General features: G+C 74.4%; 13 protein-coding genes. 8 read left to right on the top strand and 5 right to left on the bottom strand.

Going from position 1 to position 20,218, the window contains the following annotated elements; genetic code table 11:
- The first annotated feature begins 65 nt into the window (after nucleotides 1-65).
- The 5 genes from VKK44_RS07925 (at nucleotide 66) to VKK44_RS07945 (ending at nucleotide 7,427) form a co-directional block, all read left to right on the top strand.
- The gene (locus VKK44_RS07925; protein WP_458351620.1) at nucleotides 66-1,772 is read left to right on the top strand and encodes a bifunctional 3'-5' exonuclease/DNA polymerase; all 1,707 of its coding nucleotides are present in this window, start codon (nucleotides 66-68) and stop codon (nucleotides 1,770-1,772) included.
- Between the two features lie 143 nt (nucleotides 1,773-1,915).
- Entirely contained in the window at nucleotides 1,916-2,509 is a 594-nt protein-coding gene (locus tag VKK44_RS07930) for a nucleotidyltransferase family protein (protein WP_343446191.1), read from the top strand.
- 86 nt (nucleotides 2,510-2,595) lie between these two features.
- The gene (locus VKK44_RS07935; RefSeq protein ID WP_343446192.1) at nucleotides 2,596-3,045 is read left to right on the top strand and encodes a hypothetical protein; all 450 of its coding nucleotides are present in this window, start codon (nucleotides 2,596-2,598) and stop codon (nucleotides 3,043-3,045) included.
- The gene (locus tag VKK44_RS07940) at nucleotides 3,042-6,599 is read left to right on the top strand and encodes a tetratricopeptide repeat protein (RefSeq protein WP_343446193.1); all 3,558 of its coding nucleotides are present in this window, start codon (nucleotides 3,042-3,044) and stop codon (nucleotides 6,597-6,599) included. The genes VKK44_RS07935 and VKK44_RS07940 overlap by 4 nt, the downstream gene beginning before the upstream one ends.
- Nucleotides 6,600-6,704: 105 nt before the next feature.
- Nucleotides 6,705-7,427: a VOC family protein gene (locus VKK44_RS07945; RefSeq protein ID WP_343446194.1), complete on the top strand. Its 723-nt coding sequence runs from the start codon at nucleotides 6,705-6,707 to the stop codon at nucleotides 7,425-7,427.
- Nucleotides 7,428-7,652: 225 nt separating this feature from the next.
- Here the strand turns inward: VKK44_RS07945 and VKK44_RS07950 are convergent, their stop codons facing one another.
- The 4 genes from VKK44_RS07950 to VKK44_RS07965 all read right to left on the bottom strand — a co-directional run bounded on the left by VKK44_RS07950 (nucleotide 7,653) and on the right by VKK44_RS07965 (nucleotide 14,324).
- Nucleotides 7,653-8,462 carry a metal-dependent hydrolase gene (locus VKK44_RS07950; protein WP_343446195.1) on the bottom strand — a complete coding sequence of 270 codons (810 nt, stop codon included), beginning with the start codon at nucleotides 8,460-8,462 and terminating at the stop codon, nucleotides 7,653-7,655.
- An 83-nt stretch (nucleotides 8,463-8,545) separates the two neighbouring features.
- Nucleotides 8,546-10,849, bottom strand: coding sequence for a serine/threonine-protein kinase (locus VKK44_RS07955; protein ID WP_343446196.1), 2,304 nt, complete (start codon nucleotides 10,847-10,849; stop codon nucleotides 8,546-8,548).
- Between the two features lie 76 nt (nucleotides 10,850-10,925).
- Complete coding sequence (locus VKK44_RS07960) at nucleotides 10,926-12,251, bottom strand: glycosyltransferase family 4 protein (RefSeq protein WP_343446197.1); 1,326 nt, start codon at nucleotides 12,249-12,251, stop codon at nucleotides 10,926-10,928.
- A gap of 129 nt (nucleotides 12,252-12,380) precedes the next feature.
- A complete protein-coding gene (locus VKK44_RS07965; protein ID WP_343446198.1) occupies nucleotides 12,381-14,324 on the bottom strand; it encodes an amylo-alpha-1,6-glucosidase in 1,944 nt (647 codons plus the stop codon).
- Nucleotides 14,325-14,366: 42 nt separating this feature from the next.
- Between VKK44_RS07965 and VKK44_RS07970 the strand changes: the two genes are divergently transcribed.
- Nucleotides 14,367-17,066 carry an MGH1-like glycoside hydrolase domain-containing protein gene (locus tag VKK44_RS07970; protein WP_343446199.1) on the top strand — a complete coding sequence of 900 codons (2,700 nt, stop codon included), beginning with the start codon at nucleotides 14,367-14,369 and terminating at the stop codon, nucleotides 17,064-17,066.
- Nucleotides 17,067-17,105: 39 nt separating this feature from the next.
- Here the strand turns inward: VKK44_RS07970 and VKK44_RS07975 are convergent, their stop codons facing one another.
- Nucleotides 17,106-18,437: a hypothetical protein gene (locus VKK44_RS07975; RefSeq protein ID WP_343446201.1), complete on the bottom strand. Its 1,332-nt coding sequence runs from the start codon at nucleotides 18,435-18,437 to the stop codon at nucleotides 17,106-17,108.
- Between the two features lie 144 nt (nucleotides 18,438-18,581).
- Between VKK44_RS07975 and VKK44_RS07980 the strand changes: the two genes are divergently transcribed.
- Complete coding sequence (locus tag VKK44_RS07980; protein WP_458351621.1) at nucleotides 18,582-19,292, top strand: HAD family hydrolase; 711 nt, start codon at nucleotides 18,582-18,584, stop codon at nucleotides 19,290-19,292.
- Nucleotides 19,293-19,314: 22 nt separating this feature from the next.
- The gene (locus VKK44_RS07985) at nucleotides 19,315-20,100 is read left to right on the top strand and encodes a DUF4184 family protein (RefSeq protein ID WP_343446203.1); all 786 of its coding nucleotides are present in this window, start codon (nucleotides 19,315-19,317) and stop codon (nucleotides 20,098-20,100) included.
- Nucleotides 20,101-20,218 lie beyond the last annotated feature (118 nt).

Here is a 20,218-nt window from a genome sequence, read left to right on the forward strand (position 1 = left end):
GTTTCACGGAAAGAGTGGCCATCCGACGCCGGACGGCCACTCTTTCCGTGAATTCGCGGGGGAGGGTGTCGGTGGGGCGAGGCAGAATCACGTCCGTGCTGGTGGTGGCGGTGGTGGCGGGGGAGCGGGGCGGCGGCGTGCTGCAACCGCTGCACGCCGACGGGCGGGCGGCCGGTCCGGTGGAGGAGACGGCCGACCTGGCCGCCGCGGTCGCCGCCCGCGAGGCGGCCGAGCGACCCCGTTGGGTGTGGGCCAGCGGCGCGGCGGTCTACCCGGCGCTGCTGCGCGCCGGCGTCCGGCTCGACCGCTGCCACGACGTCGAGCTGACCGAGACGTTGCTGCTCGGGCACGCCGGCCGCTGGGGCGAGCCGCGCGCGCTGCCCGCCGCCTGGGCCCGGCTGACCGGGGCACCGGTCCCACCGGACCCGGCGCCCCGCGCGCCGGAGCCGCCCGGCCACGGCCAGGCCGCGCTCTTCGACCCGCCGTCCGGCCCGTCCGGTCCGGGCATCACGGCGTTGACCCGGGTGTACGCCGACCAGCTCGCCCGGATCGCCGCGACGACCCACCCCGGCCGGTTCCGGCTTCTGGTGGCCGCCGAGTCGGCCGGCGCGCTGATCGCCGCCGAGATGGGTGCGGCCGGCCTGCCCTGGCGTGCCGACGTGCACGACGCGATCCTGGCCGAGCTGCTCGGCGAGGCGTCCCCGGTCGGCGGGCCGCCCCGCCGGCTGGCCGAGCTCCAGGCCCGGATCTCCGCCGCGTTCGGCGTACGCCATCTGCACGCCGACTCGCCCGCGGAGCTGTTGCGGGCGTTCGCCCGCGCGGGGGTGGAGCTGCCGAACACCCGGGCCTGGGTGCTGCGCGGGGTGGAGCACCCGGCGGTGCCGCTGGTGCTGGAATACAAGGAGCTGTACCGCATCTGGACGGCGCACGGCTGGGCCTGGCGCGACGCCTGGGTCTCCGACGGCCGGTTCCACCCGGAGTACGTGCCCGGTGGCGTGGTCTCCGGCCGGTGGGCGACCCGCGGCGGCGGCGCGTTGCAGATCCCGAAGGTGATCCGCCGGGCCGTGGTGGCGGACCCGGGCTGGACGTTCGTGGTGGCCGACGCCGGCCAGCTCGAACCGCGGGTGCTCGCCGCGGTCTCCGGCGACGAGCGGCTGGCCGCCGCGGGTGGTGCCGGCGACCTCTACGCCGCGTTGGCCCGGGACGCGTTCGCCGGTGACCGGGCCCGGGCCAAGGTGGCGCTGCTCGGCGCCATGTACGGGCAGACCGGCGGCGCGGCGGTGCCGGCGCTGGCGGTGCTGCGGAAGAACTACCCGACCGCGTTCGGGTACGTCGAGGCCGCCGCCCGCACCGGTGAGGCGGGTGGACTGGTCCGGTCGTGGCTCGGGCGCACCTGCCCGCCGGGCGCGGTCGGGTTCGTCGACGGGGACGAGGCGGCGCCGGACGGGCCGGTGGACCCGCACGGCCCGTCCGCCCGCGCGGCCCGTTCCCGGGGGCGGTTCACCCGCAACTTCGTCATCCAGGCCACCGCCGCCGAGTGGGCGTCGACGCTGCTGGCCACGCTCCGCACCGAGCTGGCCGGCACGGCGGCCGAGCTGGTCTTCTTCCAGCACGACGAGGTGATGGTGCACTGTCCGGTCGACGAGGCGGAGGCGGTCACCGAGGCGGTCTCCGCCGCCGGGGCGCGGGCCACCCGGCTGTTGTTCGGCGACACCCCGGTCCGGTTCCCGCTCGACCTGTCCACGGTGGACTGCTACGCCAATGCGGCATAGTCACACAATTTTCCGTTTTGCCCCGCTACCCGTGCCTGGCCGCGCTCGTTGGGCCCGATGTGCGTACGACGGGACGGACCGGGCGCGGCTGTGCCCGGTCCGTCCCCCTGGTCGAGGGGGCACCGCTGAACCGGATCGCTGCAATGATCATCGCCGCGGGTGGGGGACGCCGCATCGGCGGCCCCGAGGCGCTGCTGCACCAGGGCGAGAAGCCGCTGGTCCGCCGGATGATCGACACGATGACCGACGCGGGCTGCGCGCAGGTCGTGGTCGTGCTGGGCGCGGCGGCCGAGCAGGTCAGGCGGACCACCGACCTGACCGGCGCCACCGTCGTGGTCAACCGCGCCTGGGGCACCGGCGTGGGCTCCTCGATCCGGGCCGGGCTCGCCGCGATGACCGACGACGGCGTCGAGGCGGTCGTCGTGGTGCCGGTGGACATGCCCGGGCTCACCGAGGAGGCGGTCCGCCGGGTGACCGCCCTGCCCTACCCGGACGTGCTGGTCTGCGCGACCTACGACGGCCTGCGCGGCTACCCGATGCTCTTCGGCCGCCGGCACTGGCCCGGCATCGCCACCCTGGCCAGCGCCGACGTCGGCGCCCGACCCTACCTGCTGGCGCACAAGGACCAGATCGTCGACATCGCCTGCGACGCGGTGGCCGACGGCAGCCGGATCGACAGCCCGGAGTTGATGGCGCTCTACGGCCTTTCCATCCCCGAGCAGCGCATCGGCGCCTGATCCGGGAGCTGCTCCCACGGCCCGGCCCGAGGCTCCGTCCGCGTCACGGACCGCCGCCGCTGGCCGGGACACCCCACAATGGGGTGATGGCAGCGGGTGATCGGGTGCGCAGACGGGCGGTGACGATCGTCGTCGGGCTGGTGGGCGCCGGTTTGGCGGCGTTTCTGGCCGCACAGAACCTCGACCGGGCGAACAAACTGGCCGGCGTGATCGCGTTGTTCTTCGCGCTCGCCGGGGTGGGCCTGTCCGCGTACGAGCTGATCGGTGCCCGGCGGGCGGCAGGTGGGCAGTCGGTCACCGACAGCGTCGTCGGCGCCGGGGTGACTCAGGTCCGCGGGGTGCGCGGCGACGTTCGCATCGGGCCGGCCGCGCCGGCGACCGGGACGCCGTCGGCACCCACCGCGCCGCCGCCGGCCGCCGGGTCAGGGACCGGCGGCGTGCCGACCGGGGACGGGCAGTCGGTGACGCGGTCGTGGACGGCGGGGCCGGTACGGCAGGTCGACGGTGCCGGCGGTGACGTGGACATCGACAGGTGAGCCGTCGGTGGTGGGCGCAGCCGGCGGCGGGTCAGGTGGTGACCGGGACCGTGGTCTTCGGGGACCTCATCCAGATCTCCGACGTCGCCGGGAAGGTCACCGTCGTCAGCCCGGATCGGCCGCCCTACCGGGTGAGCACGGCCAACAGTTCCCCGGTGCCGGTGAGCGTGTCCAAGGCCCGGTCGCATCCAAGCTGCCTGTTGCTGGCCCGCCACCAGGTGGTGCCGTTCACCGGACGTGAACGCACCCTGGACGCGCTGGCCGAGTGGGTGCGCGGCGGCGAGCCGGTCGCGGCGTTGCTGGTGCACGGGGCGGGTGGCCAGGGCAAGACCCGTCTCGCGGCCGAGGTAACCGCGCAGTGCGCAGCCGCGGGGTGGGCGGTGTGGACGGTGGTGCACACGCCGACCCCGGTGCCCGGAACCGTGCCGGTGTCCCGGGTCGAGTTGCCCGGTGGCGCGGTGCTGGCGGTCGTGGACTACGCCGACCGCTGGCCGGCCTCGGCGTTGGTGGCCCTGCTCACCCAGCTACGGGACCTGCACACGCGGACCGGCGTGCGGGTACGGGTGCTGATGCTGGCGCGCTCGGACGGCTACTGGTGGCCCGCGGTGGCCAACCGGGCCGAGAGTGACCTCGGCATCGACACCGGCCAGGTGGCGTTGCCGCCGCTGGCCGCGGACAGCGACGACGACCGGCCGGCACTGTTCACCACCGCGGCCGAGCGCTTCGCCGCGGTCATGGATCTCGAACCGGCCGGCTGGCCGGTACCGGATCTGACCGGGCCCGCCTTCACGCAGGTCCTGGCCGTGCACATGGCCGCCCTGGCCACCGTCGACGCGATCCGGCACGGCGATGACCCGCCGGTGCGGGCGGACGCGGTCTCGGCCTATCTGCTGTTGCGGGAGGAGGCGTACTGGCACGAGCTGCGCGCCGGACCCGGAGACCCCCTGGCGAGCCCACCCGCGGTGATGCACCGGGCCGTCTACACCGCGACCCTGACCGGGGCCCAGCCCCGATCCGCCGCCCGAGATGCCCTCACCCGGGCCGGTTTCGCCGCCGACAGCCCCGCCGCGGACCGGATCATCGACGATCACGCGACCTGCTACCCGCCGACCGACGCCCGACTCGTGTTCGAGCCGCTGCACCCCGACCGGCTCGGTGAGGACCTCATCGCGCTGTCCACCCCCGGCCACGGCGGGCCCACGACCCTGGCGAAGGACTGGGCGCTCGGCGCGCTCGCCGACCTGCTCGCCGCCGATGGGCCACCGCCGGCATGGGCCACGGCTGCGGTCACCACTCTCGTCGAGACCGCGCGCCGATGGCCGCACATCGCCACCGACGTGCTGTACCCGCTGGTCCGTCGCCAGCCCGATCTGGTGATCGCCGCCGGTGGGGCCACCCTCACCCGCCTGGCGGGCGTCCCCGACATCGACACCGCCATCCTGGCGGCCCTCGAACCCCTGCTGCCCAAAGGGCGGCACATCGATCTCGACATCGCCGCCGCCGCGATCACCGGCCATCTCACCCGGGAGCGCCTGGACCACACCGACGATGACGCCGACCGTGCCCGGCTGCACGCCGTCCACGCCTGGCGGCTGGCCAACGCCGGCCACCACACCGCCGCTCTGGCCGCGGCGGAGGAAGCCACCGGCGTCTACCGGCGGTTGGCGGCGGCCAATCCGGCCTACCTGCACCGCCTCGCGATGTCGTTGAACAACCTCGGCAACCACCTGTCGGGGGTGGGGCGTCGGGAGGATGCCCTGGCCCCCACGGAGGAAGCCGCCGGCATCTGGCGGTGGTTGGTGGCGGTCAACTCCACCGCCTACCTGCCGGAGCTCGCGGGGGCGTTGCACAACCTCGGCAACCACCTGTCGGGGGTGGGGCGTCGGGAGGAGGCGCTGGCTTCGGTCGAGGAGGCGGTGGCCATTCGCCGCCGGTTGGCGGTGGCCAACCCCGCCACCACTCTGCCCGAGCTGGCGGGGGCGTTGGCCAACCTCGGCAGCCGGCTGTCGGAGGTGGGGCGTCGACAGGAGGCGCTGGCCCCGACGGAGGAAGCCGCCGGCATCTACCGGCGGCTGGCGGAGGCCGACCCGGACGCCCACCTGCCCGACCTCGCGACCTCGTTGCACAACCTCGGCAACGCGCTGTCGGAGGTGGGGCGTTGGGATGAGGCGCTGGCCCCGGTCGAGGAGGCGGTGGCGATTCGTCGCCGGTTGGCGGAGGTCAACCCGGCAGCGTTCCTGCCCGACCTCGCGATGTCGTTGACCAGCCTCGGCGTTCGTCTGTTCGAGGTGGGGCGTCGGGAGGAGATGCTGGCCCCGGCGGAGGAGGCCGTGGCCATCCGTCGCCGGTTGGCGGCGGCCAACCAGGCCGCCCACCTGCCCGACCTCGCGACCTCGTTGGCCAACATCGGCGTCCTGCTGTCCGAGGTGGGGCGTCGGGAGGAGGCGTTGGCGCCGGCGGAGGAAGCCGTTGTCATCTGGCGTCGGTTGACGGCGGCCAACACGGCCCCTCACCTGCCCCACCTCGCGACCTCGTTGGACAATCTCGGTGCCCGGTTGTCGGAGGTGGGGCGTCGGGAGGAGGCGTTGGCGCCGGCGGAGGAAGCCGTTGCCATCTGGCGTCGGTTGGCGGAGGGTAGCCCCGCCGCCTACCTGCCCCACCTCGCCGGGTCGTTGACCAACCTCGGCACCCGGTTGTCGGAGGTGGGGCGTCGGGAGGAGGCGCTGGCCCCGGCGGAGGAAGCCGAGACCATCCGCCGGCGGTTGGCGGCGGCCAACCCCGCCGCCTACCTGCCCGACCTCGCGATCTCGTTGGCCAACCTCGGCACACTCCTGTCCGGGATGGGGCGTCGGGACGAGGCGCTGGCCCGGGGGGAGGAGGCCGCCGGCGTCTACCGGCGGCTGGCGGAGGCCAACCCTGACTTCTACCTACCCGACCTCGCCATCTCGTTGAACAACCTCGGCGTCTTCCTGTCCGAGCTGGACCATCAGGAGCAGGCCCTGGCCGCGGCGGAGGAAGCCACCGGCATCCACCGCCGGTTGGCCGAGGTCAACCCGGCCGCCTACCTGTCCCACCTCGCGATGTCGTTGACCAACCTCGGCGCCCGGTTGTCGGGGGCCGAGCGTCGGGAGGAGGCGCTGGCTTCGGCGGAGGAGGCGGTGGCGATTCGTCGCCGGTTGGCGGAGGTCAACCCGGCCGCCTACCTGTCCCACCTCGCCATCTCGTTGACCAACCTCGGTAACCGGCTGTCGGAGGTGGGGCGTCGGGACGAGGCGCTGGCCGCGGCGAAGGAGGCCGTGGCCATCCGCCGCCGGTTGGCCGAGGTCAACCCCGCCGCCCACCTGCCCGACCTCGCGACGGCGTTGTGGGCGTACGCGTGGGTGTGCGTCAACGTGGACGCGGACCTGGCCGGGGCGCTGGCGGCGGTCACGGAGTCGATAGGTTTCTACGAGCCCTTGGCGCGGCAGTCGCCGCAGATGTTCGCCGACTACCTGTCCAGCGCCCGGCAGACCCGCGCCGACATCATCGAGCGGCTCGGTGAGCCCGAGCACTGATGCCGTCCCCGCCTGCCGGAATTCGGATGTGGTTGGCGGCGTTCCTGCCTAGTCTGAGCCACCGGCCGGACCGGGCCGGGCGACGGATCGGAGATGAACAGCGCGATGACGAGCCACCTCCACGCGATCAGCGTCGACGCGGAGGCGCCGCTGCGGCTGGCGCGCTTCTGGGCGGATCTGCTCGGTCGGGAGGTGGTCGACGATCCACGCGAGGGGGTCGCGCTCCGACCCGACGGCGATGCCGGCCTGCGCATCCGGTTCCTGTCGACCGATGCGCCGAAGGTCGGGCAGAACCGGATCCACTTCGACCTGACCAGCGCGTCGCCGGAGGGCCAGCGGGAGACGGTGGCCCGGGCGGTCGGGCTGGGCGGGCGGCACGTGGACATCGGCCAGGGCCCGGAGGAGGGGCACGTGGTGCTCGCCGACCGCGAGGGCAACGAGTTCTGCGTCATCGAGGCGGGCAACGCCTTCCTCGCCGGCTGCGGGTCCGTCGGCGCGGTGAACTGCGACGGTACGCAGGCGGTCGGCTACTTCTGGAGCGCGGCGCTGGGCTGGCCGCTGGTCTGGGACCAGGACCAGGAGACCGCGATCCAGTCGCCGCGTGGCGGGGCGAAGATCACCTGGAGTGGTCCGCCGCTGATGCCGAGGCACGGCCGGGACCGCGTACACCTGGATCTCGCGCCGCCGGCTGACGGTGACCGGGAGGCGGAGATCGACCGGCTGCTCTCGCTCGGGGCGACGCGGGTCGGCGTCGGCCGGCACACCGCCGACGACGTGGTGCTGGCCGACCCCGACGGCAACGAGTTCTGCCTGCTGACGCCCCGTTGAGCTCGGCCGGACGGATCCGGGCTGCCGGTCAGCGGCCGGCGGGGACGTTGATGTCGAACGCCTACGAACCTGATGGCGTGGATGGCTCAGGCCCGGCTACCGCCGGCCGGTGGCCCTGAGTCGTTCACGCCATCAGGTTTGCAGGGGGTCCGAGGCCAGGTCCAGGGGCGTCACCGCCGCGGTGATCCGGTCCGGACGCGCCCGGTGCGCCGCGCCGCGCCCGCGTCACACCTGGATGTCGAAGCGTTGCAGCACCGAGGGCGCGACCAGGCCCAGCGTGGCGAGCACGGCCAGCACGGTCAGCGCGCCCCGCAGCACGACCGTCTCCGCCTTGCTGCCGGTGCGCAGCGCGATCTTGTTGGGCAGCCCGATCATCGTCCACATCCGTCGTCGGATCGGGATGGGCCAGAGGATCGGCACCCCGGCCCGCGTGATCATGTCGCCGAGGATGTGCACGAAGCAGCCCACGCCGACGGCGAGGCCGATCATCGGATAGCCCCGGTCGCCGGGCAGGTTGGCGAACGTGAACCAGGCCGCGGCGGCGGACACCAGCGTGACCACCACCCAGCCGGCCCGCTCGGCCCACTCGTCGAAGAGGCCGCGCAACGCCAGGCCGATCATGAAGAACAGGATGCTGACCACCGCCCACTTGCCGTAGTGGGCGCAGAGCGCGGTGGTGCCCCACCCGACCAGCACGGTGAACGGCACGGTGTGGGTCAGCGTCCGGTGCCCGTTGTTGCGGCGCGGATCCTTGCTGAGCTTGGTGGCGTAGTACACGCCGAGCGAGATCTTCTCCATCACCTCGGCGACGAAGAGACTGAACACGCCGAACGTCCGGGCCACGGTGGCGCCGCCCTGGTTGCGGGTCACCTTTCCGGAGAGGTCGAGGTCGGGGAAGAGCGCCCCGCCCGCGCAGACCGCGGTGCCCACCGCCAGCGCCAGCGGTGTCTGGTGATAGTCGGCGAACTGGTCCAGCGCCCAGGAGCCGGTCAACCACACCGCCGCGCCGGACAGCGCGTGGGACGGTCCCATCATCTCGGCTCGCCCTCCCCAAAGATCTTGATCGACGAAACTACGCCACTGTAGTCAGTCGGTGCGACGGCGGGACGCCCCACCGGTCATCCCGCCGTGCGGGTGGGTCGGATCGGCCGGATGCTGTCGCGAATCAGCGCGAACTGGTCCTCGGCGGCGGCCCAGTCGGCGTCCGAGGTGGTCAGGCCCAGCGTCCACCCGGCCTCCTCGCCGGGCAGCACCCGCAACGCGTGCATGCGTTCCCCGTATGGCGCGTCCCAGCGGCACTCCCACTCCGCGCCGTCACCGTCGGCGGCGAGCCGGACCTTCTCGTACCCGGGGAGACGCCCGGCGGAGGTGAGGTCCCGTTCGGTTGAACGCAGCCGGCCGACCGGGTCACCACCCGGGTACGGCTCCACGCCCAGGATGCGCCGGGTGGTCGGGTCCTGGAAACACGTGGTGTCGCCGGAGCGGAGCTGGAGCCACCCGGCGGGCAGCGCGATGTGGAATCCGCCGGTGTCGGCGGGCCAGACCCAGCCGGCGGGCACGGTCACCGCCGGGTCGGCCGGCGGTGGACCCTTCTGCACCGGTGTGCCGGCCACGTCGGGGCGGATGCAGGGAAACGGTGGGGTCGGCACCCCGCCCGGACCGTCGCCGGGTGGGGGCGGTCGCTCCCAGGGCTGGCCGGGCGGTGCGGCCTGGTCGTCGCCGTCCGGCGGAGGCCGGTAGTCGCCGTCGACGGCGAGGGCGGTGCCGACGCCGGCCAGCACCGCCAGAACCGCGGCTCCCACGGCGAGGAGCCAGCGCCTCGTGGTCGTGCGGTGCCGGTCGTCACCGGCGGGGCCGAGCGGCGAGCCGGTGCGATCGGTCCCGGTCCGGCCGGGTAGTCCGGGCGCCAGGTCACCGGAGACGCCACCGAGCCCCGGCGTGTGCACCGGGCTGGCCGCGTCGGCGCGGGCGGCCGGCCCGTCCGGGCCGGTGGGGCTGCCCGGGTCCACGAAGCTGGTCAGGACCGTGGGCCCCAACCCGCCCACCGGCCGGTCGGGGGTGTCCCGGGCCCGACCGCCGCCCTCCGGCCGCTCCGGCCCGCCCGAGTGGCGCTCCCGGTCGGGTGGCGGCTCCGGCTCGCTGTCGGCCGGTCGTGCCCACTCGCTGCTCAGCGCCGCCCGGCTCCACGCGCGCGCCGCCGCGGCCGGCGGCATCAGGTCCGGGTAGGCCACGGTCGGCGGGGCCGTCGCGTCCGCGTCGTCCGGAGCGGGCGGGTTCGGGCGTCCCGGCGCGGCGGCGTCCGGCTCCGGCGGGACGGCCCGCGCGCTCCCGCTCGCCGGCGGGCCGCCGCCGACGGTTCCGTTCCCCGCCGGTTCGGGAGGGTCGGACCGGGGCACCGGCGGGACCCCGATGCTGGAGCCGCTCAGCGGCGGGACCGGCGGGCCGGGCCGGGCGACCGGCGGGACTCCGATGCTGGACCCGCTCAGCGGCGGGACGGCCGGCGCTGTCCCGGCGGTGCGCCCCGCCCCGGCCGGGCGCGGGCCGGACCGGACCGGCTGGTTGGGAACGGTCGGGGCGTCGATGGCCGGCCGGGGCGGAGCGTCGACGAGCGGTTCGGCGGCGTCGGCGAGCAGCCCGGCGGCGTCGTCGTGGCCGAGCCGGTGGCGTGGGTCGCGGCGCAGCAACCCGACCAGCACCGGCATCAGCGGGCCGGCGTGCGGAGCCGGGTCCGGGGGCTGGCTGGCCAGCGCCGCAAGCGTCGCCATCGCGGTGCTGCGGGCGTACGGGGACCGGCCCTCCACGGCGGCGTGCAGGGTGGCGCCGAGCGACCACAGGTCGGCCTCGATGCTGGACACGCCCTCGGCGGCGCGCTCCGGTGCGACGTACTGCGGCGAGCCGAGCACCAGCCCGGGTCGGGTCATGGCGCCGTCACCGCCCTCGAACACGGCCAGCCCGAAGTCGGTGAGCAGCACCCGGCCGTCCCGGGCCAGCAGCACGTTGGCGGGTTTCACGTCCCGGTGCAGCACACCGGCCTCGTGCGCGGCGCGCAGCGCGGCGTGCACCGCGACCCCGATCGCGGCGGCCCGCCGGTACGGCAGCGGGCCGTCGGCCTCGATCAGCTCCTGCAACGACCGGGACGGGACGTATTCCATGATCAGCCACGGGTCGCCCTGGACCCGCACCACGTCGTAGACCCGGACCACGCTGGGATGGTTGAGCCGCGCGGCCGTGCGCGCCTCGCGCAGCGTACGGGCGCGCAGCTCGTCCCGCTCGTGCTCGGCCAGCCAGTTCGGGGGGACGACCTGCTTCACCGCCACCTCGCGCTGGAGCTCCTCGTCCCGAGCGCGCCAGACCTGGCCCATCCCACCGCGGCCGACCAGCTCGATCAGGCGGTACCGTCCGGCGATCACCACGTCCCGCACCGCACTCCTCACCGCTGGTCGTGGTCCACAATAGCCAACGGATCGGACAGTACCTATCCCGTCAGGGCGGGTCGCCTCAGCTCGCCGCGCCGGCCAGCAGATTTCCGTCCGGAATGGCGATCGCGGACCGACCCCCGGCCATCAGGGCGGCGGCACGCCGGGTCTGGAACGTGTGGTGTTCCCGCCGGGCGGCGGCGTAGCTGCCGGCGGTCCGGGCCGCGATGGCCGACCAGGCGTACCGCCGGGACACCATGGCACGCGCCTTGCGCGCCACCCGGCGGGCGAAGACCTCGTCGTCGAGCAACCGGTCGACGGCGCCGGCCAGCGCGTCCGGGTCGCCGTGCGGGAACGTCACCCCGGTCACGCCCGGCTCGACGATCTCGGCCAGCCCGCCGGTACGGGCCACCGCGAGCGGCGCGCCGGCCGCTGCCGCCTCCAGGGCGATCATGCCGAACGGCTCGTAGAGGCTGGGGATCACGGTGGCGTCGGTGGCGGCGAGCACCGCGGGAAGCTCGGTGGCGTCCAGGAAGCCGGCGAACCGCACGGTGTCGCCGAGGCGCAGCCGGTGCGCCTGGTCGACCAGCTCGTCCTTGTACGGCCCGTCCCCGGCGATCACCACCCGCAGGCCGGGATGCCGGTCGGCCAGGTGCGGCACCGCGTGCACCAGGTGCTGCACCCCCTTCTCGTAGACCAGCCGGCCGGCGTACCCGATCAGTGGCCCGTCGCCGGCGAAGCGGGCGCGGGCGGCGGCGACCGCGTGCGGGCGGGCCCGCCAGGCCCGGTCGTCCACGCCGTTGGCCACCACGTCGATCCGGCCGGTCGACAGGTCGAACAGCCGGGCCACCTGGTCGCGCATGTAGCCGGAGCAGGCGATCACCCGGGCGGAGGCGTTGCTCAGCCAGTGCTCGACGCCGTGGATGGTGCGGTTCATCTCCTCGGGCAGCCAGCCCTGGTGCCGGCCCGCCTCGGTGGCGTGGATGGTGGTCACCAGCGGCACGTCCAGGTGCTCGGCCAGCGTGACCGCGGTGTGCGCGACCAGCCAGTCGTGGGCGTGGATCACGTCGTACCGGCCGGACCCGGTCGCGCGCAGGGCGGCCCGGGTGAGTGTGTGGTTGAACGCCATGGTCCAGGCCAGCAGCGACCCGGTGGCGAGCGGGAACGTGACCGGGTCCTCGGCGGCGCGGACGACGCGTACGCCGTCGGCGTACTCCTCCAGCGGCGCGCCCTCGGCGTGCCGGGTGACCACGGTGACCTCGTGCCCGGCGGCGGCCAGGGCGACGGAGAGCGCGTGCACGTGGCGGCCCAGCCCGCCGACGAGCACGGGCGGGTACTCCCAGGAGAGCAGCAGCACCCGTAGGCGCCGGGCGGGCTGGATGTCGATCACTTCGGCGTCAGCTGACACGCGGCCCCCTTTGAGTTGTGGACGTCCCCGACCCGTCGGCGCCGCCGCGGGCACCCGGTGGGGTCGCGACCCATCCTGCCCAGGGGGCGATAACCGGCGGAGACGCGCCGGTTGCCGGTCTGTAACGCGTTACCGGCGCATCCGCCGCGCGCGCAGCAGCTCCGCCACCGACCAGGCCTGGAACGGGCATCCGGTGGCGGTGTGCGGGGCCGCGCCGTCGGCTGTCTCGCTGACCGAACCCAGGCCGTCCTCGGCCAGGTGGCAGTCCAGCCCGACCAGCAGGTCCGCGGTGGGCAGGCCCGCCTTCCGGTACGCGTCGAGCAGCGGGCCGGTCAGCCAGGGCCAGACCGTGCCCTGGTGGTAGGCGGCGTCCCGCTCGGCCGGGCCGCCCCGGTGCCGGCCGGTGAAACCGGGGGAGTCGGGGGCGAGGCTGCGTGGCCCGAGCGGGGTGAACAACGCCTCGGTGAGCCGGCGCAGCGTGGCCTCGTCCGGCTCCAGCGGCGCGAACGGCAGCGACCAGGCGAGCAGCTGGTTGGGGCGCAGCAGGTCGTCGTCGTGGTACGGGGCCCCGCCGAGCGGGTACGCGGGCGCCGGCGCGTCCACCACGTCGTGCAGCCAGCCGGCCGGCGCGGGGAAGCGGTCCCGGAACGACGCGGCGGCCCGGGAGTGCAGCGCCCACAGCGCGTCGGCGTCCCGGCCGGCCAGCTCGGTCAGCTCGGCGAGCCCGGCCAGCCCGTTGATCCACAGCGCGTTCACCTCGACCGGCTTGCCGGTACGCGGGGTCACCGGCACCCCGTACACGCGGGCGTCCATCCAGGTCAGCGCCACGTCCGGTGGGCCGCCCTGGATGAGCAGCCCGTCGGCGGGGTCGACGCCGATGCCGTAGCGGGTGCCGGCCACGTGCGCCTCGACCACGCCGTGCAGCGCGGGCAGCAGCTCGTCGCCGAGGTCGGTGTCGCCGGTGACCGTGACGTGCCGGCTCACCGCGTGCAGGAACCACAGCGTGGCGTCGACCGTGTTGTACTCGACCCGGCCGGTGTCGGCGGTGTTCGCCAGCATGCCCTCGCTCAGCGTGCCCGCGTGCGCGCGCAGCAGCTCCCGGCCCTCGTCGGCCCGGTTCGGGCTGAGAAACAGCCCCTCGTAGGAGATCATCGTGTCCCGCGACCAGGTGCCGAACCAGGGGTAACCGGCCACCACGTCCGGGCCGGCGGCGGTGCGGACCACGAACGCGTCGGCGGCCAGCGCGAGCGTCGCCTCGACCGCGTCGTCGGGCTTCGCGGCGGCCACCACCGCCCGGTTGCGCCGCCGGGCCGCCTCGACCACGGCGGTCGCCGGGGGCGGCTCCTCGGCCAGGTCGTCCGCCCAGGCCAGCACCGTCACCGTCGCGCCGGGCTCGTCGAGCGCGCCGGAGAAGCGCCCCGCGTACCAGAGGTCCTCGTCGGGGTTCAGGCCGCGGGCGGCCTCGGCCCGGTGGTGGACCCCGAGCCACCACTGGCCCTCCGGCGTCCAGTCCGGCCCGGCGAGCCGGAACGCGCCGTCGACCACCGCGCCGCCGGCCACCGGCTCCAGCCGGGGCGCCGGCCCGTCGGCCCGTCGCTCGCCGTGCGCGTCCCGCCAGGTGCAGGCCGCGGCCAGGTCCAGCCGGACCGGGCCGCCGGAGACCAGCCGGTGGACCACGGCGACGCAGGACCGGCCGTACGTCATGGCGATCTCCCGCTCGATCACCACGTCGCCGATCCGCCACCGCCAGCGCGGCACCCCGTCGGTGAGGTCGAAGCGTTCCAGCGACTCGAAGCCGCGCGGGTCGACCACCCCGGAGGACCACTCGTGCGCGCCGAGCCGGACCTGTCGCCCCGACGGCAACGTCACCGCCGGGTCGAGGCTCACGAGTCCCACTTTGCGGGACGCCGGCGTCTCGCCGGGCACCACCAGCAGACCGTGGTAGCGGCGGGTGCGCAACCCGGCCACGGTGCCCGTGGCGTAGCCGCCGCGCCCGTCCGTGACCAGCCATTCCCGCTCGGCGGCGGCGGACAGCGTCCCGCAGATCTGCGGACCGAAACGGATGTCGATCAACTTTCCTCCACCGGCAGCGAGGTGTGACAGGCCACGACGACAATGGCCGCTGTGGAGAAGTACCCCTGCGGCGTCGAAGATGTGCGGGTGATCACCGACCGCCCGACCCCCGAGACCCCCGACCCCGAGCGGCACCGGCTCGCCCAGGCCGATGCCGGGGAACAGGCCTGGCGCGCATGGGGCCCCTATCTGTCCGAACGGGCGTGGGGGACGGTACGGGAGGACTACAGCGAGCACGGCACGGCCTGGGACTACTTTCCCCACGATCATGCGCGGTCCCGAGCCTACCGGTGGAGCGAGGACGGCATGGCGGGCGTCTGCGACGACCGGCAGACGTTCTGCTTCGCGCTGGCGCTGTGGAACGGACGCGACCCGATCCTCAAGGAACGGATGTTCGGCCTCGGCGGCGACGGCGGCAACCACGGCGAGGACGCCAAGGAGTACTGGTGGTACCTCGACAGCACGCCGACCCACTCCTGGATGCGCTGGCGTTACCACTACCCGCAGGCCGCCTACCCGTACGACGAACTGGTCGCGGTGAACGCGCTGCGCGGCCGGGAGGACACCGAGTACGAGCTGGTGGACACCGGCATCTTCGACGACGACCGGTACTGGGCGGTGACCGTCGACTACGCCAAGGCGTCCCCGACCGACATGTGCATCCTGGTCACGGTCGCGAACCGGGGCGATCAGGACGCCACCCTGCACGTGCTGCCCACGCTCTGGTTCCGCAACACCTGGGCGTGGGGCCTGCCGGGCGCCGACCGGGTCCCCCAGCTGCACGGCGCCGGTTCCCGGCTGGTCGGCGAGCACTGGGTGCTGGGCCAGTTGCTGCTGGAGGGCGACGGTGCGCCGACGCCGCTGCTGTGCGACAACGAGACCAACGCCGAGCGGCTGTGGGGGCTGCCCGGGCGGTCGGCGTACCCGAAGGACGGGATCAACGACCACGTGGTGGCCGGCGCCGCCACCGTCAACCCGGAGCGGGTCGGCACCAAGGGCGCGCTGCACTACGTGCTCGACGTGCCGGCCGGCGGGCAGCGGCGGATCCGGCTGCGGCTGACCCGCACCGCGCCGCCCCCGGCGGGCGAACCGCCCGCCGCGGCCGACCTCGGCGACGGGTTCGACACCGTGCTCTGGGCGCGGCGCGCCGAGGCGAACCGCTTCTTCGACAGCCTCATCCCGGCCGCGGCGACCCCCGACGAGGCGCTGGTCGCCCGCCAGGCCATCGCCGGGCTGATGTGGGGCAAGCAGTTCTACCACTTCGACGTCAAGCGGTGGCTGGAGGGCGATCCGGGCTCGCCGCCGCCGGCCGGCCGGCGGCACGGACGCAACAGCGCCTGGTGGCACATGACCAGCTTCGACGTGTTCTCCATGCCGGACCCGTGGGAGTACCCCTGGTACGCCGCCTGGGACCTGGCCTTCCACTGCGTCAGCCTCGCCCGGGTCGACCCCGGGTTCGCCAAGGAGCAGATCCTGCTCCTGCTCCGCGAGTGGTACCTGCACCCGAACGGGCAGATCCCGGCGTACGAGTGGGCGTTCGGCGACGTGAACCCACCGGTGCACGCCTGGGCCGCGTTGAAGGTCTTCGAGATCGACGGCGCCCGCGACCACGACTTCCTCGCCCGGGTGATGCAGAAGCTGCTGCTCAACTTCACCTGGTGGGTCAACCGCAAGGACACCGGCGGCAACAACGTGTTCGAGGGCGGCTTCCTCGGGCTGGACAACGTCGGCCCGTTCGACCGCTCGGCCGCGCTGCCGGTGGCCGGCACGCTGGAGCAGTCCGACGGCACCGGCTGGATGGCCATGTACGCGCTCAACCTGCTCGACATGGCCATCGTGCTGGCCGAGCACGACCGCGCGTACGTGGACACCGCGACGAAGTTCTTCGAGCACTTCGCGTACATCGCCGCGGCGGCGTACTCCCAGGGGCTGTGGGACGCCGAGGACGCGTTCTTCTACGACGTGCTGCGGCTGGCCGACGGCACCCAGGTGCCGCTGAAGGTCCGCTCGGTGGTCGGGCTGCTGCCGCTGGCCGCGGTCACCCGGATCACCACGCGGACCATGCGCCGCCTGCCCGAGTTGGGCGCCCGGCTGCGCTGGTTCCTCACCAACCGCCCCGAGTACGCCGACGTGATCGGCGCCCGTCGGCTCGGCCCGGACGGTACCCAGCAGCGGCTGCTGTCCATGGTCGGCCCGGAGCAGGTGGTGCGGCTGCTGGCCCGGATGCTCGACACCGACGAGTTCCTCTCCGACTACGGCCTGCGGACGCTGTCCCGCGCCCACCTGGACAAGCCGTTCACGGTCACGCTGGGCGGGCAGGAGTTCAGCGTCGGCTACGAGCCGGCGGAGTCGACGAGCGGCCTGTTCGGCGGCAACTCGAACTGGCGCGGCCCGATCTGGATGCCGACGAACTTCCTGCTGATCACCGCGTTGCGCGAGCACGCCGCGTTCTTCGGCGACGATCTCCAGGTCGAGTACCCGACCCGCTCCGGGGCCAAGCGGACGCTCGACGAGATCGCCGACGACCTGTCCGCGCGGCTGATCTCGCTGTTCACCCGCGACGGGTGGGGGCGGCGACCGATCTACGGCGCGGCGCAGCTGTTCCAGACCCACCCGGACTGGCGGGACCTGATCTGCTTCCCGGAGTACTTCCACGGCGACAACGGCGCGGGGCTCGGCGCGTGGCACCAGACCGGATGGACGGCCCTGGTCGCCGACCTGATCCTCACGCTGCGCCGCTGAGGCACGGGGGCGCGACCGAACGGTACGCCCCCGCACCGCTCACGGCAGCGGGAGGAACGCCACCCGGGCGTGGTACTCGCCGGCCACCGTCACCGTGTCGCTGCCGACCCACAGGCCGCGTTCGGTGGCGTACAGCTCGGCGGTGCCGACCCCACGGTCCTTGGTCGGGTTCCACGCCAGCGCCTTGCCGGTGGTCGGGTGGATCGCCCCGATGCCCGGCCGGGACACCGCGCCGGGGCCCGCGGAGTTGCGGCCCGACGGGTTGTCCAGCCAGCGTTGGTGGCCCCCGACGTAGACCGCCGCGCCGGTGACCGCCACCGACAGCAGGGTGTCGCCGCCGGTGTAGTTGGCCCAGGTCGGCTGCTTGCCGGCGGTGGCGGCGCCGAACTCGAAGCGCGCCGCGGTGTCGCAGAGCGTGCCCGGGAACGGGCCACCGGTGGTGACCACCGCGAACCAGGCGCCGTCCGGAGAGATGTCCACCCCGCGCAGGTAGGCCGGCATCGTCTTGGCGCACTGCGGCTGGTAGCGCGTGGTGGCCCAGCCGGAGAGCGTGGCGCCGGTGGCGCTCAGGTCGGCCACCGCGAGCTGGTGCCGCGCCGCGCCGGACACGGTGCTGAAGTTGCCGGCGAGGACCAGCCGCCGGCCGTCGGCGGAGACGTCCAGCGCCTCCACCTTCACCGGGGAGGTGGCACCGGAGGAGGTGACCCGTGCGCCGTCGAGCCGCAGGTTCACCGAGGCGTCGGCGGCGCCGGTGGTCGCGTGCAGGGCGGCCAGGCCGCGCCGGGTCACCCCGCCCACGGTCTGGAACGCGCCGCCCACGATCAGCCGGTCGCCGACCAGCCGCATGTCGTTGACCTGGTTGTTGAGCGCGGCCGGGGCGAAGCCGGTGACGCGTGCGCCGGTGGCCGCGTCGACCCGGGCCACCCGGGGCGCGGCCACGCCGTTGACCGTGGTGAACGCGCCGCCCAGATAGAGCGAGCGGCCGTCCGCCGAGGCGGCGAGCGCCTTGACGGTGCCGTTGACCACCGGCTTGAACGCGGTGTCGATCCGCCCGGTGGCGGCGTCGAACGCCACCAGCCGGGGCATCGCCAACTGCGCGGTGGTGTTCGCGTTGCGCACCTTGGTGAACGAGCCGGCCAGGTAGACCCGGTCACCGATCTGGAGGATCCGGTACACGGTGCCGTCGAGCGCGTGCGGCGTCCAGGCCGCCGGCTGCGCGCTGACCACGGTGGTGTGCGCGGCGTTGACCGCGAGGGCCGGGGTCGCCGGCAGCGCGCCGACGGCGGCGGCGAGCGTGGCCGCCACGGCGACGGCCGTGCGTCGCCGGTGCCGCAGCCACGTCGGAGGGGATGGGGCGGGTGCGGGAGTCATGGCCGAAGCATCGCGCCCGACCAGGAATTCCGCAGTCGGGTAGCCGCCGCTTCCCGCTCGACGACCGGCCGGTCCGCGCGGCCCGTCCGGCGGGGTCCCGCCCCGGGAAAACGTGGTGACGGGCCCCCGCTCCGCAGCGGTACGGTGTGCGGGCCGCGACGGGGAGGTTCGATGCGATCGGTGCTGGTCTTCGATGCCGACGACACGCTCTGGGAGAACAACGTCCTGTTCGAGCGCGTGATCGAGGACTTCCTCACCTGGCTGGACCACCCGACGCTGGACCGGGCGCAGCTCCGGGCCGTGCTCGACGACGTGGAACGGGCCAACGCGCTGGCGCACGGCTACGGCAGCAAGGTCTTCCTGCGCAGCCTCGGCGAGTGCCTGGAGAAGCTGCGCGAGCGTCCCGCCACCGCCCGGGAACGCACCGAGATCGAGCGGCTCGCCGCCGCGCTGGCCGGGCACCAGATCGAGCTGATGCCGGGCGTGGCGGAGACGCTGGACGACCTCGCCACCCGCCACGAGCTGCTGCTGCTCACCAAGGGCGAGCGCGAGGAGCAGCAGCGCAAACTCGACGCCTGTGGGCTGCTGCACCACTTCCGCGCGGCGCACATCGTGCCGGAGAAGGACGTGGACACCTACCGGTGGCTGGCCCGCGAGCACGGGTTCGACCCGGCGGTCGCCTGGATGATCGGCAACTCCCCGCGCTCGGACATCCTGCCCGCGCGGGCCGCCGGCATGAACGCGGTCTTCATCCCGAACGACAACACCTGGATGCTGGAGCACGAGGAGCTGGACCCGTCCGATCCCGGGGTGATTCGACTCGCCGCGTTTCCGGACCTGGCCCGGCACTTCTGAGCCGGCCGGTAACGTCCGGAACGTGCCGCTCACGTTCCCGTCGCACCTCGCGCCGGTGCTGCCGCTGAAGCTGTGGCGACCGCGCTGGTTCGACGGGGTGGCGCTGTCCACCGGCGCGGTCGCGCCGGACGTCGGCTACCTGTTCAGCGGCACCCGCCTCGACCTCGGGATGCGCACCCACACGCTCGGCGGGCTGCTCTGGTGGTGTCTGCCGGTCGCCCTCGGATACGCCTGGGTCGCCCGCCGGGTGGTCGCCGGCATCGCCGTGCACCTGCCCGCGCCCCGGCTGTTCGGCTGGCCCCGGTACGCCGGGCTGGCCGGCGTACGGCACCCCTGGCAGGTCACCGTCTGTTCGGCGCTGATCGGCGCGTTCAGCCACGTCGGGTGGGACCGGGTGAGCCACAGCGAGCGCCTGCCCCGGCTGGTCGGGATCGCCGACTTCCACGGTCTGACCGGGGTGTACTGGTTCCAGTTCGCGGACGTGTTCGCCAGCGGCGGCGGCGGACTGCTGGTGATCGTGCTGGCGGTGCGCGCGGCCCGCGACGGCGCGATCTTCGACGGTGAGCTGCCGCCCGCCCCGGCGGCCAACCCGCTGGTGTTCTGGCGGGTCGCCCTGGCGGTCACCGGTCTGGGAGCGTTGTTGCTGCCCGGGTTGCCGGCGGCCACCGTGCCCGGCCCGGCCGGCGTGCGCGCGCTGCACCTCGGCGGGCTGGCGCTCATCGCCGGCGCGGCGGCGGCCCGGTCCGCGCCGTCCCGGGAGGCCGATCGCGGCCGGCACCTCGAAGACGAACAGCGCCGGCCCGGCTGACCTCGTTACGTCGACATGCCGCATTTCGACATTGACATCAATCACAGCCGCCCGCCCTCGCCGAAGCTTGTCCGAGCTGCGCGGACGCGCCTAACCTGAGCCGGCGTCCACGCCTCGT

Source organism: Micromonospora sp. DSM 45708 (assembly GCF_039566955.1).
Lineage (GTDB): Bacteria > Actinomycetota > Actinomycetes > Mycobacteriales > Micromonosporaceae > Micromonospora.